This window comes from Serratia marcescens subsp. marcescens ATCC 13880, assembly GCF_017299535.1.
GTDB classification, from domain to species: domain Bacteria; phylum Pseudomonadota; class Gammaproteobacteria; order Enterobacterales; family Enterobacteriaceae; genus Serratia; species Serratia marcescens.
This window is the reverse complement of sequence record NZ_CP071238.1, coordinates 139,779-163,331: the sequence shown is the minus strand read 5'-3', so window position 1 is coordinate 163,331 and position 23,553 is coordinate 139,779. Positions and strand designations below refer to the sequence as shown.

16 protein-coding genes are annotated in these 23,553 nt (G+C 60.2%); 3 read left to right on the top strand and 13 right to left on the bottom strand.

What is annotated here, in order from left to right:
* Nucleotides 1–34: 34 nt before the first annotated feature.
* The 7 genes from rffG to trxA all read right to left on the bottom strand — a co-directional run bounded on the left by rffG (nt 35) and on the right by trxA (nt 8,027).
* Entirely contained in the window at nt 35–1,102 is a 1,068-nt protein-coding gene (rffG, locus tag J0F90_RS00720; RefSeq protein ID WP_033639020.1) for a dTDP-glucose 4,6-dehydratase, read from the bottom strand.
* A complete protein-coding gene (gene wecC / locus J0F90_RS00715; protein WP_033639021.1) occupies nt 1,099–2,361 on the bottom strand; it encodes a UDP-N-acetyl-D-mannosamine dehydrogenase in 1,263 nt (420 codons plus the stop codon). The genes rffG and wecC overlap by 4 nt, the downstream gene beginning before the upstream one ends.
* Nucleotides 2,358–3,488 carry a non-hydrolyzing UDP-N-acetylglucosamine 2-epimerase gene (wecB, locus tag J0F90_RS00710; protein WP_033639022.1) on the bottom strand — a complete coding sequence of 377 codons (1,131 nt, stop codon included), beginning with the start codon at nt 3,486–3,488 and terminating at the stop codon, nt 2,358–2,360. Before wecB ends, wecC begins: the two co-directional genes overlap by 4 nt.
* An 85-nt stretch (nt 3,489–3,573) precedes the next feature.
* Nucleotides 3,574–4,626 carry an ECA polysaccharide chain length modulation protein gene (gene wzzE, locus J0F90_RS00705; protein WP_033639024.1) on the bottom strand — a complete coding sequence of 351 codons (1,053 nt, stop codon included), beginning with the start codon at nt 4,624–4,626 and terminating at the stop codon, nt 3,574–3,576.
* 20 nt (nt 4,627–4,646) lie between these two features.
* Nucleotides 4,647–5,744 (bottom strand): UDP-N-acetylglucosamine--undecaprenyl-phosphate N-acetylglucosaminephosphotransferase, encoded by a 1,098-nt coding sequence (wecA, locus tag J0F90_RS00700; RefSeq protein WP_049233749.1) that lies wholly within the window; start codon nt 5,742–5,744, stop codon nt 4,647–4,649.
* Between the two features lie 296 nt (nt 5,745–6,040).
* Nucleotides 6,041–7,300, bottom strand: a complete 1,260-nt coding sequence (gene rho, locus J0F90_RS00695) for a transcription termination factor Rho (protein WP_004934188.1) — start codon at nt 7,298–7,300, stop codon at nt 6,041–6,043.
* A 400-nt stretch (nt 7,301–7,700) separates the two neighbouring features.
* Entirely contained in the window at nt 7,701–8,027 is a 327-nt protein-coding gene (gene trxA, locus J0F90_RS00690; protein WP_004934187.1) for a thioredoxin TrxA, read from the bottom strand.
* Between the two features lie 131 nt (nt 8,028–8,158).
* Between trxA and rhlB the strand changes: the two genes are divergently transcribed.
* Both rhlB and ppx read left to right on the top strand, forming a co-directional pair.
* The gene (gene rhlB, locus J0F90_RS00685) at nt 8,159–9,445 is read left to right on the top strand and encodes an ATP-dependent RNA helicase RhlB (protein ID WP_015376249.1); all 1,287 of its coding nucleotides are present in this window, start codon (nt 8,159–8,161) and stop codon (nt 9,443–9,445) included.
* Nucleotides 9,446–9,450: 5 nt separating this feature from the next.
* Nucleotides 9,451–10,947 carry an exopolyphosphatase gene (ppx, locus tag J0F90_RS00680; RefSeq protein WP_016929512.1) on the top strand — a complete coding sequence of 499 codons (1,497 nt, stop codon included), beginning with the start codon at nt 9,451–9,453 and terminating at the stop codon, nt 10,945–10,947.
* Between the two features lie 32 nt (nt 10,948–10,979).
* Here the strand turns inward: ppx and rep are convergent, their stop codons facing one another.
* On the bottom strand, nt 10,980–13,004 hold the full coding sequence (rep, locus tag J0F90_RS00675; protein ID WP_004934177.1) for a DNA helicase Rep: 2,025 nt from the start codon (nt 13,002–13,004) through the stop codon (nt 10,980–10,982).
* 109 nt (nt 13,005–13,113) lie between these two features.
* Here rep and ppiC point away from each other — a divergent pair, with 109 nt between their 5' ends.
* Nucleotides 13,114–13,395: a peptidylprolyl isomerase PpiC gene (ppiC, locus tag J0F90_RS00670; protein ID WP_004934175.1), complete on the top strand. Its 282-nt coding sequence runs from the start codon at nt 13,114–13,116 to the stop codon at nt 13,393–13,395.
* A 26-nt stretch (nt 13,396–13,421) separates the two neighbouring features.
* On the opposite strand, the gene J0F90_RS00665 is transcribed toward ppiC, so the two are convergent.
* The 5 genes from J0F90_RS00665 to bcsZ form a co-directional block, all read right to left on the bottom strand.
* Complete coding sequence (locus tag J0F90_RS00665; protein ID WP_033639025.1) at nt 13,422–14,924, bottom strand: M16 family metallopeptidase; 1,503 nt, start codon at nt 14,922–14,924, stop codon at nt 13,422–13,424.
* A 260-nt stretch (nt 14,925–15,184) separates the two neighbouring features.
* On the bottom strand, nt 15,185–16,471 hold the full coding sequence (locus tag J0F90_RS00660; RefSeq protein WP_016929514.1) for a dicarboxylate/amino acid:cation symporter: 1,287 nt from the start codon (nt 16,469–16,471) through the stop codon (nt 15,185–15,187).
* Between the two features lie 273 nt (nt 16,472–16,744).
* A complete protein-coding gene (gene hmsP / locus J0F90_RS00655; protein WP_028127370.1) occupies nt 16,745–18,751 on the bottom strand; it encodes a biofilm formation regulator HmsP in 2,007 nt (668 codons plus the stop codon).
* 230 nt (nt 18,752–18,981) lie between these two features.
* On the bottom strand, nt 18,982–22,455 hold the full coding sequence (gene bcsC / locus J0F90_RS00650) for a cellulose synthase complex outer membrane protein BcsC (RefSeq protein ID WP_033639026.1): 3,474 nt from the start codon (nt 22,453–22,455) through the stop codon (nt 18,982–18,984).
* Nucleotides 22,437–23,549, bottom strand: a complete 1,113-nt coding sequence (bcsZ, locus tag J0F90_RS00645; protein ID WP_080286903.1) for a cellulose synthase complex periplasmic endoglucanase BcsZ — start codon at nt 23,547–23,549, stop codon at nt 22,437–22,439. The genes bcsC and bcsZ overlap by 19 nt, the downstream gene beginning before the upstream one ends.
* Nucleotides 23,550–23,553 lie beyond the last annotated feature (4 nt).

Below are 23,553 nucleotides of genomic sequence, written 5' to 3'. Positions count from 1 at the left end.
CCGCCGCGCCGCCGCAAAGCGGCGCGGCGTTAGATTAATCTGACAACCCCAAACGCTCGCCGGCATAAGAACCGTCTTGCACCCGGCGCCACCAGGTTTCGTTGTTCAGGTACCAAACCACGGTTTTGCGAAGGCCGCTTTCGAAGGTTTCCTGCGGCCGCCAACCCAACTCGCGATCGATTTTGCCGGCGTCGATGGCGTAACGCATATCGTGGCCCGGGCGATCCTTCACGTAAGTGATCAGATCGCGGTAGTTCGCCACGCCCTGCGGCTTGTTCGGTGCCAGTTCTTCCAGCAGATCGCAAATGGTCTGCACTACTTCAATATTCTTGCGCTCGTTATGGCCGCCGATATTGTAGGTTTCGCCCACCACGCCTTCAGTCACGACCTGATAAAGCGCGCGCGCGTGATCCTCGACATACAGCCAGTCGCGCACCTGCGCGCCGTTGCCGTATACCGGCAGCGGTTTGCCGGCTACCGCATTCAGGATCACCAACGGAATCAACTTTTCCGGGAAGTGATAAGGGCCGTAGTTGTTCGAACAGTTGGTCACGAGGGTCGGCAAACCGTAGGTGCGCAACCAGGCACGCACCAGATGATCGCTCGACGCCTTGGAGGCGGAATACGGACTGCTCGGCGCATATGGCGTGGTTTCGGTGAACAGATCGTCGGTGCCGTGCAGGTCGCCGTACACTTCGTCGGTGGAGATATGATGGAAACGGAAAGACTGCTTCTTCTCCGCCGCCAACGGCTGCCAGTAATGGCGCGCCGCTTCCAGCATCGTGTAAGTGCCAACCACGTTGGTCTCGATAAAGGCCGCCGGGCCATCGATAGAGCGATCGACGTGGCTTTCCGCCGCCAGGTGCATCACCACGTCCGGCTGATACCGGGCAAATACCCGATCCAGCTCAGCACGATCGCAGATGTCGACCTGCTCGAAAGCATAGCGCTCGCTCTCGGCCACCACCGCCAGCGACTCGAGGTTACCGGCATAGGTCAGCTTATCCACCACCACCACGCTGTCGCCGGTGGCCTCGATGATGTGCCGCACAACTGCGGAACCAATAAAACCGGCGCCACCGGTCACCAAGATACGCTTCAACGCCAGACTCCCTTGGTATCCACCACCCAGCTTTGCTTGATCTCTTCCGGCCGGATGGCCTTGAACTGTTGGTGATCGACCAACATCACGATCACATCGGCCTGCTGCAACGCCTCAGCGATTGGCGTCAACGTCACATGGCCCGCCAGCGACTTCGGCAACTGTTCGACGTTCGGTTCCACCGCCAGCGTTTCGCCGACGTGCCATTCGGCGATCAGGTGCGCCACTTCTACCGCCGGGCTTTCACGCAAATCGTCGATATTCGGCTTGAAGGCCAGGCCGAAGCAGGCAATTTTCACCTCGGATGCGCGCTTGTCGGTGGCGGCCAGGCAATCGGCCACCGCCGCTTTCACCCGGTCGACCACCCACAGCGGTTTTCCGTCGTTCACCAGGCGTGCGGTGTGGATCAGGCGCGCCTGCTGCGGGTTTTGCGCCACGATAAACCACGGATCGACGGCGATGCAGTGACCGCCTACGCCCGGCCCCGGCTGCAAAATATTCACCCGCGGATGGCGGTTCGCCAGTCGGATCAGTTCCCAGACATTGATCCCCTGCTCGGCGCAGATCAACGACAATTCGTTGGCAAAGGCGATATTCACGTCGCGGAAGCTGTTTTCCGTCAGCTTGCACATCTCGGCAGTGCGCGAGTTGGTGATCACGCATTCGCCCTCGAGGAAAATCTTGTACAGCGCGCTGGCACGTTCCGAGCACTTCGGCGTCATGCCGCCGATCACGCGGTCGTTTTGAATCAGCTCTACCATCACCTGCCCCGGCAGCACGCGCTCCGGGCAGTAGGCGATATTCACGTCCGCCGCTTCGCCCGCTTGCTGCGGGAAACTGAGATCGCTGCGCGCCTGCGCCAGCCATTCCGCCATCTGTTCGGTGGCGCCCACCGGCGAGGTGGACTCGAGGATCACCAGATCGCCTTTTTTCAGCACCGGCGCCAGCGATTTCGCCGCCGCTTCGACATAGGCCAGATCCGGCTCGTGATCGCCCTTGAACGGCGTAGGCACCGCGATCAGGAATGCATCGGCCGCCAGCGGCTTGGTCACCGCCTGCAGGAAACCGCCGTCGACGGCGGCCTTGACCACTTTGTCCAGATCCGGCTCGACGATATGGATCGCGCCGCGGTTAATGGTATCTACCGCATGTTGGTTAACATCTACGCCCACCACTTTTTTCTTGCGGGAAGCAAACGCCGCCGCCGTTGGCAAGCCGATATAACCCAGGCCGATAACCGAAATAGTGTCAAAACTCATAGTGTCACCTGATGATTCTTTAAAGCTTCGAGGATACGCTGACAGGCATGCCCGTCGCCGTATGGGTTGTGCGCCCGGCTCATCGCGTGATATTCGCTTTCATCCGTCAACAGCCGGGTCACCGCTTCAACAATTTTGGCCACATCGGTGCCGACCAGGCGCACCGTGCCCGCATCTACCGCCTCAGGGCGCTCGGTGGTGTCGCGCATCACCAGCACCGGCTTGCCTAACGAGGGCGCCTCTTCCTGAATGCCGCCGGAGTCGGTCAGGATCATGTAAGCGTGAGTCATCAGATAGACAAACGGCAAATAATCCTGCGGTTCGATCAGCATGACGTTGTCGATGCCTTTCAAAATGCGATTCACCGGCTCGCTGACATTCGGATTGAGATGCACCGGGTACACCACCTGCACTTCCGGGTGGCTGCGGGCGATCTCCGCCAGCGCGCTGCAAATCCGCTCAAAACCGCCGCCAAAGCTTTCCCGGCGATGGCCGGTGACCAGAATCAGTTTTTTGTCGGCATCGAGGAACGGGTAACGCTGCGCCAGGCCAGCGCGCAGCGCAGCATCGCTCATCACGCGATCGCGCACCCAGAACAGCGCGTCGATCACCGTATTGCCGGTCACGAAAATACGGTTGTCCGGCAGCAGCTCGCGCAGCAGGTTTTGGCGCGAGTTCTCGGTCGGCGCGAAGTGGAACATCGCCAGATGGCCGGTCAGTTTGCGGTTGGCCTCTTCCGGCCAGGGAGAATACAGATTGCCGGTGCGCAGCCCGGCCTCGACATGCCCGACGGGGATGCGTTGATAAAACGCCGCCAGACTGGTCGCCAGCGTGGTGGTGGTATCGCCGTGCACCAGCACCACGTCCGGTTTGAAGTCTTCCAGCACCCCTTTCAGCCCTTCCAGGATGCGACAGGTGATTTCCGTTAGCCCCTGGCCGGGTTTCATGATGTTCAGGTCGTAATCCGGCGTGATCCCGAACAACCGCAATACCTGATCCAACATCTCACGATGCTGTGCCGTTACGCAGACTCTTGCGTCAAAGGCCTCATCCTGGGCCAGTGCATGTACCAGCGGCGCCATTTTAATGGCTTCAGGCCTGGTGCCGAAAACAGTCAACACTTTCACAGCGAATCTCTTTTGGTCGGTTAATCGCAGGCCCCGCCTGCGAATGGGGCGCTCACGCGCCCTGCATCAGATTATTATATTATTTTTAACTACGCGGCCGACGCGCCAAGGCAACACCCGCGCCAACCAAAGCGCCCATCGCGCCCCACAGAATCAGCCAGAATACCCGGCGCGGGCTGTCGCGTTTTACCGGCTCTTCCGGCGTGCGCAAATAACGATAGGTCTGGAACTTCTCATCCAACGTCGGGCCAACGTTCAGCGTCGCCAACATTGCGCGGTTCTGATCGTAATCCAGGTCATAGGTCGGGCCGGAGGCCTGCAGGCCTTCCAGACGCGCCTGCAGCATTGGCCGGCCCAGCAAGAACAGATCCGAATCCGGCAACTGTTCAGCCGGGGTGTCGGTTTGCGTGCGGCTGATCCCCTGGCTCTCGGCGATTTTCAACGCCTGCTGCGTGGTGTTCAGCTCGCGCTTGTAAACCGACTCCGCGACCGCTTCCTGGCGCTTGACCTGTGCCTTCATCGAGGTGGTACGAGCGGCCCACGCCCCCTGGATCTCTTCGTTCAGGTGCAGGGCAGCGCGGTGGCTGGCGAAGGCCACGTATTGGCGCAGCAGGCGGTTGGCGTCCGCCGCGGTTTCCGCCGTCAGCTTCACGCCGTCGTTCGGGACTTTTTTGTCGTCGCGCGGCGTGAACAGGATGTTGTTGATCAGCTCATCGAGCAGCGCCGCATCGGCGCGGGCATCCCCTTCCTGACGTTGCTTGTAGTATTCGCTCTGCAGCCAGAAATCGCGACGCGTATCGTAAGCCGCCAGTTGCATGATGAACTCATTGTACGCTTCATCCGCGATGCTCGGCTGATCGCCGGCCGTCGCCGGCAGCGTGCGCACATCCAGATTACGCAGGAACTGCTGCTGGGAGTAGTAACCGCCCAACGCATTCACCGTGGGTTTGTCTGTGATTGCGGTCGCGCTCCACTCTTGCTTAACCAGATAAGAGACGATCAACGCGACCGCCGCGAACAGCACCGCAATGCCGATAATCCACGGTTTGCCGCGCCACAGGGTGCAGCACAGGCCTCGGATATCGAGTTCGTTATCCACCGCCGGGGTATGCTTGTCAGACGTTGTTTCTGGATTCATCACAGCCAAAAAGCCTCTGGTTAAGATACTTGCTTGTTATCGCTCGAACGCCGCAGGCGACGCTTGATACGCTTAATGTACCGCGCAACCCGCCAGGCGCGCTTGATACAGTAACCGTACAGGAAGAAAGCAAGCAAGAATAATGCCAACATAACCCACTCTGGGATAAAAGTCAGGCGCTCACCGATCACGCCTACCGCCGCCAGCAATGCGGCCGCCAGGGTGATCAATACGAAAGCCTGCCGCGGCGTAAAGCCGGCGCGCATGATCAGGTGGTGAATATGTTGACGATCGGGAGAGAAGGGGCTCATCCCCTTGCGTAAACGACGATACATGATTGCTATCATGTCCATCAGCGGAATAGCGATGATCCACAGCGCGGTCACCGGGTTAATCGAGTGTGCCTTGCCCTGCGAGCTTTGCAACAGTAGCCATATGGCGGTAAAGCCGATCAGGGTGCTGCCGGCGTCCCCCATGAACACCTTATAACGGCGGCCGAGGATGCCGAGGTTGAGCAAAATATAGGGAACGATGGTGGCGATCATCGCAAAGCACCAGAACGCCATCTCATGGTGACCGCTCAGGTACAGCAACAGACCCAGCGCGCCGAAGGAAACGCATGACAGCCCCCCCAGCAGACCATCAATGCCATCGACCATGTTGAAGGCGTTGATCGCCGCCCATACCGCGAATAGCGTGACCAAATAGCCGAATGGCCCCAGCAACATCTCCCAGTCGCCCAGCACATGGCCGAAGCTGCGCAGATACAAACCGGCGAACACCATCATGGCGATGCCGACCAACGCCTGCACCAGGGCGCGGATCTTAACGCTGATGTCAAAACGATCGTCGAGCGCGCCCACAAACACCAGAATGCCGGCGCAGGTGAGGTAAAGCTTGGCGTGCGCGATAGGCTGTTCGGAAATCCAAAATGCGAAACACAATCCGGCATAAACGGAAATACCGCCGACCAGAGGAATCAGCCCCTGATGGCGTTTGCGATAATTGGGTTTATCTACCAGACCAATACGTTTTGCCGCCTTGCGGGCAACAAAGAGAAAAGCCAAAGAAAACAGGAAAACAAATAGAATTTCAGTACTCATAGTGAGTAAGTTCACAGTTAACAGATCTCTGTAGAAGATAAGGCAGCTTACCACGGGCTAAGGCTTGTGCCATCGGCCCCCGCCACCTTTCGGTCATTTCCTATGACAACGGTGATTCATGCCTATTTTCTTCGCATCGGCTGACAAAACGACAGCAGCAAAGCCGACCGGCGCAGCGCCGACCGACAAACAAGATGAATTCTCAATAAGTCGCGGAAACAACTTACTTTTCCATTACTGCTACTTATCGTATCCGCCAAAAGCGAAAAACGCCACGACTAGGCGTGGCGTTCAGCGAATTTTTTAACGAATTATGAGCGTTTCATCATATCGAAGAATTCATCGTTGGTTTTGGTCATCGCCAACTTATTAATGAGGAACTCCATCGCGTCAATCTCACCCATCGGGTGAATGATTTTGCGCAGGATCCACATTTTTTGCAGCTCTTCGGAGGTGGTGAGCAGCTCTTCTTTACGGGTACCGGAACGGTTGTAATCGATCGCAGGGAATACGCGTTTCTCGGCGATTTTACGCGCCAGGTGCAATTCCATGTTGCCGGTGCCTTTAAATTCTTCGTAGATCACTTCGTCCATCTTCGAACCGGTATCAACCAGCGCAGTCGCGATGATGGTCAGGCTGCCGCCCTCTTCCACGTTACGCGCCGCACCGAAGAAACGCTTCGGACGGTGCAGGGCGTTGGCGTCCACACCACCGGTCAGCACCTTGCCAGAGGCCGGTACCACGGTGTTGTAGGCGCGCGCCAGACGGGTGATGGAGTCGAGCAGAATGATCACGTCTTTCTTGTGCTCAACCAGGCGCTTGGCCTTCTCGATCACCATTTCGGCCACTTGCACGTGACGCGAAGCCGGCTCGTCGAAGGTCGAGGCGATCACTTCGCCCTTCACCAGACGCTGCATCTCGGTCACTTCTTCCGGACGTTCGTCGATCAGCAGCACCATCAGCACGCAGTCTGGGTGGTTGTAGGCGATACTCTGCGCGATGTTCTGCAGCAGCATGGTTTTACCGGCTTTCGGCGGTGCCACGATCAGGCCACGTTGGCCGCGGCCAATCGGCGCCGCCAGATCCAGTACGCGCGCCGTCAAATCTTCGGTCGAGCCGTTGCCGCGCTCCATCCGCAGACGGGAATTGGCGTGCAGCGGCGTCAAGTTCTCGAACAGGATCTTGCTGCGGGCGTTTTCCGGCTTGTCGTAGTTGACTTCGTTGACTTTCAACAGGGCAAAATAGCGCTCGCCTTCTTTTGGCGGACGAATCTTACCGGAAATGGTGTCACCAGTGCGGAGGTTGAAGCGGCGGATTTGGCTAGGGGATACGTAGATGTCGTCGGGACCGGCGAGGTAGGAACTGTCTCCAGAGCGGAGGAAACCGAATCCATCCTGCAATATCTCGAGCACGCCGTCGCCGAAGATATCTTCTCCGCTTTTCGCATGTTGCTTCAGAATGGAGAAGATAATGTCCTGCTTGCGCATGCGGGCAAGGTTTTCCAGCCCCATATTTTCGCCGAGAGTAATCAGCTCAGAAACCGGCGTATTCTTTAATTCGGTAAGATTCATAGTGGTGGGTTCTTAAACTCGGGGTATGTCTCGAACTTGTATCGTGAATGGTATGGCAGCGAAATGCGTGCCTGTTTACTGGACGTTCGATCACCGGGCGCAGAGCCGTCGCGGTAAGAAATGGCTTACATCGGGCGCACGCATTGACGGTTGAAGATCGAAGGTACCTTAAAAATGATTTTTGCAAAACCGTTTGATTGCCAAAACACGGGCTGAGTTCAGTTTACTTTCAACGCCAGTGGTTCGACACAGAGTATAGCTTTAGATTCAAACTCTTTAGATTTAAAACTTCGGGCAAGTTCTATATGCAGTGTGGTTAAACTTAACACGCTTCTTGGCAGGCGTCTAGCGGTGAATTGAACATCACCGCCAGGCGCCTGATACTGGGCTTCCCGCCCGATTACAGATTCGCGTTCAGGAAATCTTTGAGCTGACCTTTGGACAACGCGCCAACCTTGGTCGCGGCCACTTCACCGTTCTTGAACAGCAACAGCGTAGGGATGCCACGGATACCGTACTTAGGCGCGGTAGCCGGGTTCTGATCGATATTCAGCTTGGTGATGGTCAGTTTGCCTTCGAACTCTTCGGCAATCTCATCCAGAATCGGAGCAATCATCTTGCACGGCCCACACCATTCAGCCCAGAAATCGACCAGGATCGGCCCTTCCGCTTTCAGCACGTCAGCTTCGAAGCTGCTGTCAGTCAGGTGAATAATTTTATCGCTCATGTTCTACTCCACAGGATTATGTCTACCTTGTTGGTGTAGCATTAACCAACTCAAGGTGATTTTATTGCACCGCGTTTATTTCAACGGATGTGCTTTCGTAAAGCAATAGTTAGCTGATATTCTACCACACTATGAGCAAAACACACTTGACCGAACAGAAGTTTTCCGACTTCGCCCTGCACCCGTTAGTCCTTGAAGCCCTTGAGAAAAAAGGGTTTCACAATTGCACGCCCATCCAGGCGTTAGCATTGCCGCTCACGCTCTCCGGGCGTGACGTTGCAGGTCAGGCGCAAACCGGTACCGGAAAGACGCTGGCGTTTTTGGCGTCTACTTTTCACTATTTGCTGACTCACCCGGCGAAACAGGATCGCCAGACCAATCAGCCGCGCGCCTTGATCATGGCGCCTACGCGTGAACTGGCGGTGCAAATCCACTCTGATGCGGAAGCGCTCTCCCAGAGCACCGGCCTGAAACTGGGCCTGGCCTACGGCGGCGACGGCTACGACAAGCAGCTGAAAGTGCTGGAAAGCGGCGTGGACATTCTGATTGGCACCACCGGCCGTTTAATCGATTACACCAAACAGAACTATGTCGATCTCGGCGCGATGCAGGTCGTCGTGCTGGATGAAGCCGATCGCATGTACGATCTTGGCTTTATCAAAGACATCCGTTGGCTGTTCCGCCGCATGCCAGCGGCCGATCAACGCCTGAACATGCTGTTCTCCGCTACCCTGTCCTATCGCGTACGCGAACTGGCCTTCGAGCAGATGAACAACGCCGAATATGTTGAAGTGGAACCGGAACAGAAAACCGGCCACCGCATTAAAGAAGAGCTGTTCTACCCGTCCAACGAAGAAAAAATGCGCCTGCTGCAGACGCTGATCGAAGAAGAGTGGCCGGATCGCGCCATCATCTTCGCCAACACCAAGCACCGCTGCGAAGACATCTGGGGCCATCTGGCCGCCGACGGTCACCGCGTGGGCCTGCTGACCGGCGACGTGGCGCAGAAAAAACGCCTGCGCATCCTCGACGACTTCACCAAAGGCAATCTCGATATTCTGGTCGCCACCGACGTCGCCGCGCGCGGTCTGCACATCCCTTCCGTCACGCACGTCTTCAACTACGATCTGCCTGACGACTGCGAAGACTACGTGCACCGCATCGGCCGTACCGGCCGCGCAGGCGCCAGCGGCCACTCCATCAGCCTGGCGTGCGAAGAGTATGCGCTCAACCTGCCGGCGATCGAGACCTATATCGACCACAGCATTCCGGTGAGCAAGTACAACAGCGATGCGCTGCTGACCGATTTGCCGGCGCCGAAGCGCCTGTCGCGCCCGCGCGGCGGCAACGGCCCACGTCGCAACTCCGCGCCTCGTCGCGGCGGCGCGCCGCGCAACAACCGTAAACGTTCGAGCTGATCGCCATGCTCAGTTCCAGCACGCTTTATGCTGCCATCGATCTCGGCTCCAACAGCTTCCACATGTTGGTCGTACGCGAGGTGGCCGGCAGCATTCAGACTCTGGCGCGGATCAAGCGCAAAGTGCGCCTGGCGGCCGGGCTGGATCAGAACAATCACCTGTCGCATGAGGCCATGCAGCGCGGCTGGCAGTGTCTGCGGCTGTTCTCCGAACGCCTGCAGGACATTCCGCGCGAGCAGATCCGCGTCGTCGCCACCGCCACGCTGCGTCTGGCGTCCAACGCCGATGAGTTCCTGCAGGCCGCCGAGCAAATCCTCGGTTGCCCGGTACAGGTGATCAGCGGCGAAGAAGAGGCACGGCTGATCTATCACGGCGTCGCGCACACCACCGGCGGGCCGGATCGCCGGCTGGTCGTCGACATCGGCGGCGGCAGCACCGAACTGGTCACCGGCACCGGCGCACAGGCAACGCAGCTGTATAGCCTGTCGATGGGCTGCGTCACCTGGCTGGAACGCTACTTCAGCGATCGCAACCTCGGGCAAGAAAACTTCGAACGCGCCGAACAGGCCGCCCGCGACATGGTGCGGCCGATCGCACCGCAATTGCGCCAGCAAGGTTGGCAGATCTGCGTCGGCGCTTCCGGCACCGTGCAAGCGCTGCAGGAGATCATGGTGGCGCAGGGCATGGATGAGCGCATCACCCTACCCAAACTGCGCCAGCTGAAACAGCGCGCCATTCAGTGCGGCAAGCTGGAAGAACTGGAGATCGAAGGGTTGACGCTGGAGCGCGCGCTGGTGTTCCCGAGCGGCCTGTCCATTCTGTTGGCCATTTTCCAGGAGCTGGGCATCGAGAGCATGATGCTGGCCGGCGGGGCGCTGCGTGAAGGCCTGGTTTACGGCATGCTGCATCTGCCGGTGGAGCAGGATATTCGCATCCGCACCATCCGCAACCTGCAGCGCCGTTACCTGATCGACACCGAGCAGGCCGAACGCGTCAGCCAGCTCGCCGCCAACTTCTCGCAGCAAGTCGCCAACGAGTGGCAGTTGGATGCGCGATGTCGCGAGCTGTTGCACAGCGCCAGTCTGATTCACGAACTCGGCCTCAGCGTCGATTTCAAACAGGCGCCGCAACACGCCGCTTACCTGATCCGCCACCTGGACTTACCCGGCTTTACCCCGGCGCAGAAAAAACTGCTGGCCACCCTGCTGCAAAACCAGAGCAACACCCTCGACCTGTCGCTGTTGAACCAGCAAAACGCCCTGCCGCCGCGCACTGCGCAGCGCCTGTGCCGCATTTTGCGCCTGGCGATCATCTTCGCCAGCCGCCGTCGCGACGACACGCTACCGGCGGTGCGGTTACGCGCCAATCAGGACGATGAACTGACGGTGATCTTGCCGCCGGGTTGGCTGGAACAGCATCCGCTGCGCGCCGAGGCGCTGGAGCAGGAAAGCCACTGGCAGAGCTACGTCCACTGGACGCTGCGGTTGGAAGAACAACGTTGACATGACAAGGGCGCGATGAGCGCCCTTTCTTTTTAATTCCCGCCTTTGGCCTTGGCCAGCTGGGCGCGAATATTGGCCAGATGGCTCTGCCCCTTCTGCATCCGCTCCTGCGGGCTCACCACTTTGCGCTCGGTTTCCCACGCCAAATCGTCCTGCGGCAGCTCCAGCAGGAACCGGCTCGGCTCCGGCCGCACCAGCTCGCCGTACTGACGGCGCTCGCGGCACAGGGTGAAAATCAGCTCTTTTTGCGCGCGGGTGATCCCCACATAGGCCAGACGCCGCTCTTCATCGACATTGTCTTCGTCGATGCTGCTCTGGTGCGGCAGCAGGCCCTCTTCCATGCCCACCAGGAACACGTAAGGGAACTCCAGCCCCTTTGAGGCGTGCAGCGTCATCAGCTGTACCTGATCCAGCTCCTCTTCACTTTCGCCGCGTTCCATCATGTCGCGCAGGGTGAAGCGCGTCACGACCTGGGTCAGCGTCATCGGCTCGTCCAGATCGTTGCCTTCCAGCATTTCCGTCATCCAACCGAACAGCGTGTTGACGTTTTTCATCCGCATTTCGGCGGCCTTCGGGCTGGTCGAGGTTTCAAACAGCCAGCTCTCATAATCCACGCCGCGGATCAGATCGCGCACCGCCGCCACCGGCTCACGCTCCGCCTGCTGGGCGATGCCGCCCAGCCAGTGGGTGAAACGCTGCAGCGATTCCAGCCCGCGCCCGGTCAGATGCTGGCTCAGCCCCAGATCGAAGCTGGCATGGAACAAACTCTTGTTACGCTGGTTGGCCCACTCGCCAAGCTTCTGCAGCGTCGCCGGGCCGATCTCGCGCTTGGGGGTATTGACGATGCGCAGGAAGGCGCTGTCGTCTTCCGGGTTGGTCAGCACGCGCAGGTAAGCCAGCAGATCCTTGATCTCGGGGCGAGAGAAGAACGACGTGCCGCCGGAAATCTTGTACGGGATGCGGTTCTGCATCAGCATCTTTTCAAACACCCGCGACTGGTGGTTGCCGCGGTACAGGATCGCATAGTCGCCGTAATTGGTCTTTTTCACGAAGTGGTGGGCGATCAGCTCCCCCACCACCCGCTCGGCTTCGTGATCCTCATTGTTGGCGGTCACCACCTTCAGCTCTTCGCCATACCCCAGTTCAGAAAACAGCCGCTTTTCAAACACGTGCGGGTTATTGGCGATCAGAATGTTGGCCGCCTTCAGAATGCGCTCGCTGGAACGGTAGTTTTGTTCCAGCTTGATCACCTGCAGCGCCGGGAAATCTTCCTTCAGCAGCACCAGGTTCTGCGGCCGCGCGCCGCGCCAGGAGTAGATCGACTGGTCGTCGTCGCCCACCACTGTAAAGCGCGCGCGGTTGCCCACCAGCAGCTTCACCAGCTCGTACTGACTGGTGTTGGTATCCTGGTACTCATCCACCAGCAGATAGCGGATGCGCTGCTGCCAGCGTTCGCGCACCTCTTCGTTGCGTTGCAACAGCAGCGTCGGCAGCAGGATCAAGTCATCGAAGTCCAGCACGTTGCACGCCCGCATATGGGCGTGGTACAGGCCGTAGCAGTGGGCGAACAGCTTGTCGCGCTCCGAGCGCGCCAGCTCCGCCGCGCGCTGGGGATCGATCAGGTCGTTTTTCCAGTTGGAGATGGTCGAAATCAGCTGCGCCACCAGCGTTTTATCGCTTTCCAGCCACTTTTCGGTCAGCTCTTTCAACAGCGCCAGCTGATCCTGGTCGTCGAACAGCGAGAAGTTGGACTTCATGCCCAGCGCCACATATTCCCGCTTGATGATTTCCAGCCCCAGGGTGTGGAAGGTGGAAATCATCAGCCCGCGCGCCTCTTTGCGCCCCAGGGTTTGCGACACGCGCTCTTTCATCTCGCGCGCGGCTTTGTTGGTAAAGGTCACGGCGGCGATGTGTCGCGCCTGATAGCCGCAATGATGGATAAGGTGGGCTATCTTGTTGGTGATAACGCGCGTCTTGCCGGAACCGGCACCGGCCAACACCAGGCAGGGCCCGGTAACGAATTCGACGGCTTGTTGTTGGCTGGGGTTTAATCGCATGGTGCTGGCTTGCTCGACTGTAAAACGTGGAAGGGAATTGTAGCAGAAAGCGCCGATGAGATTTAGCGGGTATAATCAGCGCAATTTTCGCATCGACAAAGGCAATACCATGGCAAAAACGGCGTGCGCCCTGCACATTCTGGTAGACAATGAAAAGCTGGCCAACGAGCTGCTGGCCAAGCTGAAGCGCGGCGTCAGCTTCGACACGCTGGCGCGCAAATATTCGAGCTGCCCCTCAAAACGCAACGGCGGCTCGCTGGGCGAATTCAACAAGGGCGCGATGGTGCCTGCGTTCGATAAAGCGGTGTTCAGCATCCCGCTGCTCAAACCTTACGGCCCGGTCAAAACCCAGTTCGGTTACCACATCATCAAGGTGCTGTATCGCAACTGAGGGGGCCTGAGCCCCCTGTCGCGATATTACTGCGCGCCGGCGTCCGTCGCCGGCGCAGCCACCGCAGCGTCGGCCGGTTTGGCTTCTTCCGTCACCACCGCCGGCGCCGGCATCATGATGCCGTCATAAGTTTCCTGCAGCTGCTTCATGCTCATTTCCGGCTCGCCTTTCGGCTGCATCAGCACCAGCGTCGCCTCCTGAGACAGCTGCAGCTTCAGCGCCTGATTCAACGTCTCCAGCGTCAGGCTGGACAGGAATTCCTGGCGCAGTTTCTGATACAGCTCCGGCGCGATATCCACCACCCCGCTCTGCTGCGAACGCAGGCGCTGACTCATCAGCACATCGGTGTCGGTGCGGGCGTAGGTGGCGAACAGCTTGCTCAGCTGATCGTTTTTCTGCGCCAGCAGCGCATCGAATTCCTCTTTCGACAGGCCGTTGTCACGCACGTTGGCCAGCTCGCGAGCGATAAAGCCCAGGCTGCCGTTCAGGTTGTTGTTCGGCGTATCCAGATGGATGGCGCACTGCCCGCGCTGGTACTGCACGCGGCAGTCAAAGCCCAGATGCAGGCTCTTCTGGTCGCTTTTTTCCAGCGTCTGCTGAAGATGCCAGAACAGCGCCTCGCGGGCGAGATCGCCACGCCAGTAACGGAGCAAGCTCTGCGAATCGCGGATCGGATGCCACGGCGAATCCCACATGATCGACAGCGTATCCTGTTTCACCTGCTCGCTGATCAGGCTCACAGGCTGCTGTGGCAGCGGCGTCAGGGTCGGCATCGGGGCCGGTGTTTCACGTTTGCCCTGCAACGGCGAGAACGCCTTGTTGATCTGCTCGCCCAGGCTGCGGCTGTCAACCTTGCCGACCACGAACAGCGTCATGGCGTCCGGGGTATACCACTGCTGATAGAATTTCTTCAACTGCTCGAGGTTGACCGGCCGTTTTGCCGGCTGCGCCGGATCGTGCGCCAGCAGCGTCGAGCCTTTCAGGCGGTAACGCCACCAGACATCTTGGGTATTGGGCGGGAAAGTGCCGACCGGATTGATGCTTGAATTCATCACCGCGTGCACCGTATGCTCGTCTATCGCCAGTTTGCCGGTGGTATCCGCCAGCCAGGCCAGCGCTTCTTTCAGCAGGTCGGGCCGGTTGTTCGGCAGGCTGAGGTTATACATGGTGAAATCATACGAGATGATAGCCGGCGGCAGCGGCCGCTCGTTATCCACGCTCTGCTGCCACAGGGCGCGCAGCTGCGGGGCCGTGAAGCTTTCGCTACGCGCCAACGCCAGCCGCGGCAGCAGATGGGCAAAGCCGGTCTGCTGCGAAGACTCCACCAAAGAGCCGGTATTGACGATCAACCGCAGTTCAACGCGGTCACTCGGCCGCTGCGGCGTATCGAGAATCTGCCATGAAAACCCGTTGGCCAGCGCCCCCTGCTGCCAGGCAGGGTCGGGTTGTAGTGCTTCAGCCTGCACGCTGCTACTGGCTGCAGCCAATAGCAACCCACCAACTATAAGATGAATTCTGGTGCCCTGCATGTGAACCCCTACTTAATGACTATCCAATTTCTTATGCAAATGCGTGTATTCCATTCAATGGAATCATAAAAATACGCCCTGAGTTTCACGGTGGGGCGGAAAGCAGAAAGTGTACCACCGTGTTAGACCGCGCGCCTTTGCGGATGTCACTCATTAGAGTGAAAAATAATGGATTGCGGGGTTTTTAATGCAAAAAATCGTTACGAGGCAGGGGAAGAACCTCACCGGCCGCGGATGCGGCCGGTGATTTACCGCCGATATCAGGCGGAAGGCAGCGTTTTGTCCGCGCCGGTGTTTTTGTTGTTCAGCGTGTCTTTCAGCTGTTTTTCATCCAGCTGGTTACACCATTTTGCCACCACCACGGTCGCCACCCCGTTGCCCACCAGGTTGGTCAACGCACGGGCTTCCGACATGAAGCGGTCGATGCCGAGGATCAGCGCCAGGCCGGCCAGCGGCAGGTGGCCGACGGCGGAGATGGTGGCGGCCAACACGATAAAGCCGCTGCCGGTCACGCCCGCCGCCCCTTTGGAGGAGAGCAGCAGCACCACCAGCAGGGTAATCTGATGCATGATGTCCATGTGGGTATTGGTCGCCTGCGCGATAAACACCGCGGCCATGGTCAGGTAGATAGAGGTGCCGTCCAGGTTGAAGGAGTACCCGGTCGGAATAACCAGACCCACCACCGATTTCTTGCAGCCCAGCTTCTCCATTTTATCCAGCATGCGCGGCAGCGCGGATTCGGACGACGAGGTTCCCAGCACGATCAGCAGCTCTTCTTTGATGTAGTTGACGAATTTGAAGATGCTGAAGCCGTTGGCGCGGGCGATGCTGCCCAACACCACCACCACGAACAGGATGCAGGTGATATAGAAGCACACGATCAGTTGGCCGAGTTGCACCAGGGTGCCGACACCGTATTTACCGATGGTAAACGCCATGGCGCCGAAGGCCCCCAGCGGCGCCAGGCGCATGATCATGTTGATGATGCCGAAAATCACCCGCGAGAAGCTGTCGATCACGTTGTAGATCAGCTGCCCTTTGTCGCCCAGACGATGCAGGGCGAAGCCGAACAGTACCGCGAACAGCAGCACCTGAAGAATGTTGCCGCTGGCGAACGCGCCGATCACGCTGCCGGGGATGATGTCCAGCAGGAACGGGATGATGCCCTGCTGCTGCGCCTGTTCGGCGTAGACCGCTACCGCTTTGGCGTCCAGCGTGCCGGGATCGACGTTCATGCCGGCGCCCGGTTGCACCAGGTTGACGATCACCAGGCCGATAATCAGCGCGATGGTGCTGACGATTTCAAAATACAGCAGCGCGATGGCGCCGGTGCGCCCTACCGCCTTCATGCTTTCCATGCCGGCGATGCCGGTCACCACGGTGCAGAAGATCACCGGCGCGATGATCATCTTGATCAGTTTGACGAAGCCATCGCCCAGAGGTTTCATCTCGGCGCCGAGGTCAGGGTAGAAATGGCCAAGCAGGATACCCAGCGTGATCGCCGTCAGCACCTGAAAATAGAGGCTCTTAAAGATCGTTGTTTTCATATGAACATCCTATGGGGGGAAGACACGCATCAGGCAGCAGTCTAAAAATCCAGCCTGTTCATCGCTTGCGCGGAAAATAACACCCACTTAACAACATGGAAATAATTTGTTGCACCCACCGTGTGGGGTTGATGTGAATTTAAGAGCTGAAACGCGTCAGTCGGGGTGCAAAGCTGAAAATTGCGTAAGCCTTTGTTTGCACTAACGCAAAAGAGGTAGATAAAGAATGGCGATTTTCGGACGAGGAAAAGTACCGGAAAGGTATCGCGACGCTCACCGCGCCGCGCGGCAAAACTCGGCTTCGAACGCTTCGCGCGGCAGCGGCCGGGCGAACAGGAATCCCTGCCCACTGCGAATGCCGTGCTGCAGCAGCCAGTCGCGCTGTTCGGCGTTTTCCACGCCTTCGGCCATTACCGGCAACGCCAGCACTTCGGAGATCGAACTGACGATGCGCACCATCGCATCGTCGGCCGGCAGCCCCTGAATGAAACTGCGGTCGATCTTAATCAAATCGATCGGCAGGGATTTCAAGCGGTTGAGGTACTCCAGGCTGGAGTAGCCCATGCCGAAGTCGTCCAGCGCGATCGACAGCCCCAGGTCGTGCAGCTCGCGCAGCAGCGCCAGGGCGCGATCGAGATCGTCGATGCGTACCGTCTCGGTGATCTCCAGCAGCAGCTTGCGCGGATCGATCCGATACTGCGCCAGCAGGTTTTTCAGATGCGGGACGAACGCTTCATCCTGCATCTGAATGCCGGAAACGTTAACCGCCAGCGGCAGCGCAATGCCGCGTTGTTGCCAGTCCGCCAGGATGCGGCAAGACTCTTCCAGCACCCAGTTGCCGAGCGGCACGATCACGCCCAGCTCTTCCGCGAGCGGGATAACGTCGGCCGGCAGGGTATAGCTGCCGTCATACTGCTGCCAACGCAGCAGCGCTTCGGCGCCGATCACCTCGTTGGACTGCATGTCGATCTGCGGCTGCAGGAACAGCGTGAAATGCCGCTGCTCGATGCCGTGCAGGATCTCGCTCTCCTGCGTCAGCCGCTTCTGCGTGCGTTCCGTCAGGCTGGGTTCGAAGAACAGGATCTGATTTTTTCCTTCGCGGTGCGCGGACATCATCGCCGAGGTGGCGCTGCGCAGCAGCTGTTCCGCACTCTCCCCCTGATTGAGGTAGTGCGCGATGCCGATGCTGGCGTTGGGCCGCAGCGCCAGACCTTCCAGCGTCAACGGCGCATTGATCTCCGCCATGATGCGCCGCGCCAGCTGCATGGCGTGGAACGGCCGCTCGATGCCCTTGGCCAGAATGGCGAATTCGGTATTGCTCAGCTGCGCCAACACGCCGTTTTCGTCGATGCAGCCGCGCAGCTTCTTCGCCAGCGCCAGCAGCAGCGCTTCGCGCATCGCCGGGCTCATCACGCCCGACGCTTCATGCAGCGTCTCGATGCCGATCACCAGCAGGTTAAAACGCTCGGGGCGCAGGCTGGAGGCGATATGCTGTTCCAGCAACGCGTTCAGCAATGCAGGATTCGGCAGTTCGGTCACCGGGTGGCGGGTGCTCAGGCGGCTCATGTCGGCATGCGCCTTGGCCAGCGTCTGTTGATTGCGGTTGTAGTTGCGCACCAGCAGGCCGAGCTCGTCGTCCTGGTGCAGCGCCGGCAGCATCAGCTGGTGATAAGGCGCTTCGTCCTGCGAGATGTTCTCCAGCTCTTTGGCCATCGCGCGCAGCGGATGCACCATCAACCGGTTCATGCACCAGGTGATGGCCACCGACAGGATCAGCGCCAGCAGCAGGTAGGTCGACAGCATGGTCGACAATATGCTGAGGATAAACTGGTACATGCGGAACGAATCGGCCTGCAGCACCAGGTAGGCCAGCGGCTGCTGGTTGGCCGGCACCCGTTCCAGCGAATAGAGCGGCACGGATATTTGGATAGGCAGTTCAAACAGCCGGGCGATCAGCGTCGGCACCGGCCGCTCTGGCGGGAAATTAGCGTGCAGCGCCTGAAACTCGTTCGGCAAGACGATATCCGCCCGGCTGAGAATGCCGACCGGCAACAGCGTGTTCAGCACCCTTTTGGCTTCCGGCACGTCCATGCGCAGCACCGCCTCCGCCAGCGGCTGGCGCACGGAGTGGGCGATATTCTCCAGTTGCTGGGCGTAGTCATCCCTGCGCTGCTGCACAAAGTGGAATAACTGGATCACGATAAAGATGCAGATCGTAACCAGCGCCACGCCGGACACTGTCGCCATCTGCTTAATCGTTAACGAACGCCTGACCCGCAAACCTGCTCTCCGTGAAATCGGGCTGAAACAAAAAAGGGGGCTGACTCTCACCCGCCCCCTCGAACCGGGCTGAGTATACTCGATCATCGGCTGTTTTTATCTGGCTATGCCGCAGGCAAAACCAAGAAAATCGCGGGTTTCAGTCTTTTCCTAAAGCGAACAAACGCGACCCGCACACAGGGTAACAAAACTCCCCGGCGTCCGACACTCCGAATCTTTCCCCCTTCCGGCTACTTGAAGTCGGCGTAAGGCGTCAGCGGCTGCGGCGGCAAATCGAGATCCCCTTGCCAGCCGGCCAGGGAATAACGCAGATAAATCAACGCGTGGCTCGGCGTATAGTCCTTCGCCTGTTGAATGTCGATGCCGGCGCCGAGCGTCCAGTGCGAACTGAGACGGCGTTCGACGATCGCCCGCAGGGTATAACCGACGCCGCTCGAGGAGCTGCCGTCCTCGACGGCGAACTTATCGGGCAACGAATCCGGGATCAGTCCCTGCAGCGGATAGCGGCGCTGGCTGTCGGTTTTGGAATGGGACAGTGAAACCGAACCGCCCAGCTCCCACGACCAGTTCTCGGTGCGCTGACGGTAGTTGACCGGCAGCGACAGCGACAGATATTGCTGCGGGCTGTAATAGCCGCCCTGCCCCAGCGAATAGCCGCTCAAATCCTTCTGGTAGTGCCACAGCATGGTATTGATCCCGACGCTCAGGCGGCGATTGTCTTCGTTGATCAGCTTGTAGTAGTAACCGGCCATCAACCGCTGCCGCTGGTTGTCCGCCACGTTCTTGCCGGTAATCTGATGCGCGCTGAGATCGGCCCACACGCCGTTCGCCTCGCCGCGATCGTAGCTGGCGCTCAGGCTTACGCCGGTGGCGCGCACGCCGCCCCAGGTGATGCCGGTATTCGGGTCTTTGGCGCCGCCGAACGCCAGCAGCGAGCTGGAAATCGGCCGCCGCGAGGCCGCCAGCGTCCAGCCAATGTGGTTCCAGTCGCCGCTGTAGGCCAGGCCGCCGGTCCAGTCGACCACCTCAAAGCCCATCGGCGTCGTGCCGATGTCGGCGGCCCAGCGATCGTTTTTCCAGCCGGCCGCCACGCTGGTGCCGGTGGTTTTCTGGTGTTCATCGCCGCGGCACCCTTGCGTGTTGCAGGTGCCGAAGGTTTCGTAGTACTTGCCGCTGCCGTCGGTCGAGAAGCGGCCGGCATCCAGCTGCACGGTGTCGGTACGCAAAAAGGCGCGCCCGTCATACAGCGGCATGTCCACCTGCAGCATGGTGTCGTGCGCGTTGAAGTCGGAAATGCCGCCGGTGCCGCTCGAGCGCCAGTAATCGTGATCGAGCGTGACGTTCACGTCTTGCTGTCGATACAGATCCGCGGCGTCGGAGCGGATGCCGCGTTTCAGCCAGTCGTCGCTCGGATTATTGCGCGTCAAATAGGTGTAGCCGTCATTATCCTGCGGCAGCGTCGGCGTGATGCCGCCGGCCACCATCGCCTGGCGGTAATCCTGCTGCGCCCGCTCAGGCTGTTGCTGAGCCCGTTCCAGCCGGGCGGCGTCACGATAAACAAGCGCCTTGGTCTGCCCGGCGGGCTCCGAAGCCGCCGCCGTTTTCAGCCGGCTGAAGAGCGCGTCGGCCTGCTGCGGATCGCCGACCGCGCCCCAGGCGTTGGCGACCCGCCGTTGGCTGTTGAGCGAAGCGTCTTGCGGCTGCGGTTCGGTTTTCAGCCGCTGACGCGCCGCGTCCAGATCCCCCTGCGCCACATAGGCTTCGATCTCGCCCAGCTGCGCATCCGGGTTGTTCGGTTCACGCCGTTTCACCCGCTGATAGTCGTCCAGCGCCGCCGCATACTCCCCGCGCGCCAGCGCCCAGTCGGCGAGCAGCAAATCGATGCGGGTGTCCGCCGGCTGCCGACGCAGATAGGCTTCCGCCGCCGCTTCGTCACCGGCGGCCCGCAGCCGTTCGGCATGCTCGATTACCGCCTGCATTTTCAGCCGCTGCGCCAGTTCGCGCATGTTGTCGTTCCATTGCGCCGCAGGCAGCGTATTGAGCTGCGCCAGCGCCTGCCTGTCGCGATCGCTGCCGGAAAGATAGAGCGCATAGGCGTAGGTCAGCTGCGGATTGGCATGTTGGCGCAGCGCCAGCTGCCGGAACAGAGCGTCCGCCTGCTGCGGCTGCCCGGCCTGACGCAGCGCCTGCGCATAGCGATAGGTTAGCCAGACGTCGTCGGGATCCATCGGCTGAGCGCGGCGATAGATTTCCGCCGCCTGCTGCCACTGCTGCTGTGCCGCCAGCGTCTCCGCCTGCTGCTTCAACATATCGAGCCGCAGTCCGTCGAGGGTGCTGCGCAGCTTGGCCTGTTGGCTGCGCGGCAGGCCGTTGAGGTAGGCCAGCGCTTTTTCCGGCGATTGGCGTTGATAGATATTCACCAGGCCGCGCAGCGCGCTGCCGTTGCCGGGATCGCGCCGCAACGCCTGCTGATAAAACCCTTCCGCCGCGGCGTCATCCTTGCTCGCCACCGCCACATCGCCCAGGCCGATAAACGCATCGCCGTCGCTGTCGTCGAGCTGGCGCGCCTGTTGATATTTCTGCCGAGCCAGCGCGAGATTGCCGGCCTTGAGCGCTTTGTCGCCCTCGTCGATCGCCAGCCAGTAGCCGGTGCTCTTGATCAGACTCTGCCATTTGCCGCTGCCGTAGCCGCTCTTGTCGGCGGCCAGCGCCTGGCGAAACAGCTTCAGCGCCTGCGGGCGGTTGCCGGCGCGCGAGTAGGCCTGGCCGAGCGCGCCCAGCACCTCGGCGTCGTTCGGCGCCGCCGCCAGCGCCTTTTGCAACTCTGGAATGGCTGCCCGGCTGCCGCCTTTATCCACCTGCGCCAGACCGCGCACCCTCGCCTGATAAGCCGGATCGGCCAACAGCTTCTGCTGTCTGGCCAGTTCTTCGCGGGCGCGGGTCGCCTGATCGCCGGTGTCGAATACGCCGAGGAAACGGTTGAGCGCCGCTACGCTCTGCGCGCTGACCGGCATCGCTTTGACCTTGTCCAGCCACAGATCGGCGGCGTCGCCGCGCCCGGCCGGATCGGCGGCGATCTTCTGCAGCAGTTCATAGGCCTGCGCGTCCTGGTTCTGACTGAACAGCATACGCGCCAGCGACATGCGCAGCGCCACATTGCCTGAATATTGCTGATCCAGCGCCTGCAGCTGCTTTAACGCCTTCGCCTCCTGCCCCGGCAAACGCGCCACCAGCCGCCAGTATTCTACCGCCAGATCGAGCGTCGGCGGCTCGCCGTGAAACAGCGCATCGTACTGCGCCTTGGCTTCCGGCAACCGGCCGGCGGTCGCCATCAGGCGCGCCTGCTGCAGCTTTTGCCGGGTTTCCGGCTGGGTCAGCAGCATGTTCATTTGCGCCTGGCGATAGGCGCTGGACTGCGGCGCGAGGGTTTTCAGCTTGTCCAACTGCTGCTGCGCCAGCGCCATGTTGCCCTGCCGCAGCGCCAAACGCATGCGCGCGGCAATCACGTCCGGGTTGTTCGGATCCATCAGCTCGAGCCGGTACAGCGACTGGCGCACCAGATCGTCCTTGTTGCCGGCCTCGCCAATGCGCACCTGTTCCAGCAGCCACTGTTCCGGGGCCACGGCCTCCGCAGCGCGCGCCTGCGGCAGCATCGCCAGGCTCAGCGGAATCAAATTCAGCCAGTTTATTTTGAAGTTGTGCATTGGCCGTCCCACGAGGGTTGCAATTCACCCTGACGATTAAAGCGATAACGTTGTTGATCCCATCCCTGACCGAACAGGGTCAGCGAGGCGCTGAAATAGGCGTCATCACCCGGCGGATGCTCGCTGATGCGCTGCCGCTGCACCGCCAGCGCTTCAGCCTGCGTCGCCAGCATCGGCAGCATAGAAGCGGAAAAACCGACCGGGCCGTCACCGGTAGTTTTGCCGCTGGCGGTATCGGTTTTCTCCGGCGGAACGCCCTGTTTGGCGGTGAGCTGCGCCATCGGCTGGAAGCGTTCAACCAGCGCCGCCTTGTGTTCATCGTCGTCCGCCAGCATGCCGGCCCACAGATAAACCCGAATGGCGTCGTAGCTGCCGACGTTCGGCTTGACGGTGTCCGGCTGCCAACCGGCACCGACCCGCCACACCACCCAATCCGGCGAGAAGCCGTGCGGCGCGGTGTCCAGCCACAGTCGCTGATTGATCTCGCGCATCGCGCGCCATGGGCCGTTCAGCGCCGCAAAACGCGCCAACAACTGCGGCGGCAGGTAGCTGGGATTCAGCCGCCAGCGATCTTCCGCCACGAACCCGACTTTGCCCGGCAGCAGCATCAGGCCCAGGCCGGGAATGTCGGCCACTTCCTCGCGGCCGATGCGTTGCAGCAGCAGCGTTCCCAGGGTTTGATAACGCCGGCTTTTCCACAGGCGGCCAGCTTCGAGCAGGTTGTAAGCGATCCACAGGTCGGCGTCCGACGCCGAGTTGGCGTCCAGCACCTTCCACTGCTTATCGTCGCTCTCTCCCCACAGCCAGGCGGGCAAGCGGGCGCTGAGATCGCCCGCCGCCAGATTGTTCTCCGTCCAGGTCAACAACAGGTCGAAGGTCGGCCGGTCGTTGGCCACCAGGGCGAAAAACAGGCCGTAACTCTGTCCCTCGGAGGTGGTGATTTTGTTCGGGCTGCTTGGGTCGATCACCCGCCCCTGCGGGCTGATGTAGAATTGCTTGTACTGTTGCCAGCCCGGCCACTCGCAGGCCGCGGCGGCGCTGAAGGCGCACAGCAGCAGCATACCGAGCGACAGGCGTTGCAGCATCGCGTTCACCGCC

Bases quoted from the DNA above. Each gene is read 5' to 3' on its own strand.
- wecC (WP_033639021.1), bottom strand. From the start codon at position 2,361: ATGAGTTTTGACACTATTTCGGTTATCGGCCTGGGTTATATCGGCTTG.
- wzzE (WP_033639024.1), bottom strand. From the start codon at position 4,626: ATGAATCCAGAAACAACGTCTGACAAGCATACCCCGGCGGTGGATAAC.
- rho (WP_004934188.1), bottom strand. From the start codon at position 7,300: ATGAATCTTACCGAATTAAAGAATACGCCGGTTTCTGAGCTGATTACT.
- trxA (WP_004934187.1), bottom strand. From the start codon at position 8,027: ATGAGCGATAAAATTATTCACCTGACTGACAGCAGCTTCGAAGCTGAC.
- rhlB (WP_015376249.1), top strand. From the start codon at position 8,159: ATGAGCAAAACACACTTGACCGAACAGAAGTTTTCCGACTTCGCCCTG.
- ppx (WP_016929512.1), top strand. From the start codon at position 9,451: ATGCTCAGTTCCAGCACGCTTTATGCTGCCATCGATCTCGGCTCCAAC.
- rep (WP_004934177.1), bottom strand. From the start codon at position 13,004: ATGCGATTAAACCCCAGCCAACAACAAGCCGTCGAATTCGTTACCGGG.
- ppiC (WP_004934175.1), top strand. From the start codon at position 13,114: ATGGCAAAAACGGCGTGCGCCCTGCACATTCTGGTAGACAATGAAAAG.
- J0F90_RS00665 (WP_033639025.1), bottom strand. From the start codon at position 14,924: ATGCAGGGCACCAGAATTCATCTTATAGTTGGTGGGTTGCTATTGGCT.
- J0F90_RS00660 (WP_016929514.1), bottom strand. From the start codon at position 16,471: ATGAAAACAACGATCTTTAAGAGCCTCTATTTTCAGGTGCTGACGGCG.
- bcsC (WP_033639026.1), bottom strand. From the start codon at position 22,455: ATGCACAACTTCAAAATAAACTGGCTGAATTTGATTCCGCTGAGCCTG.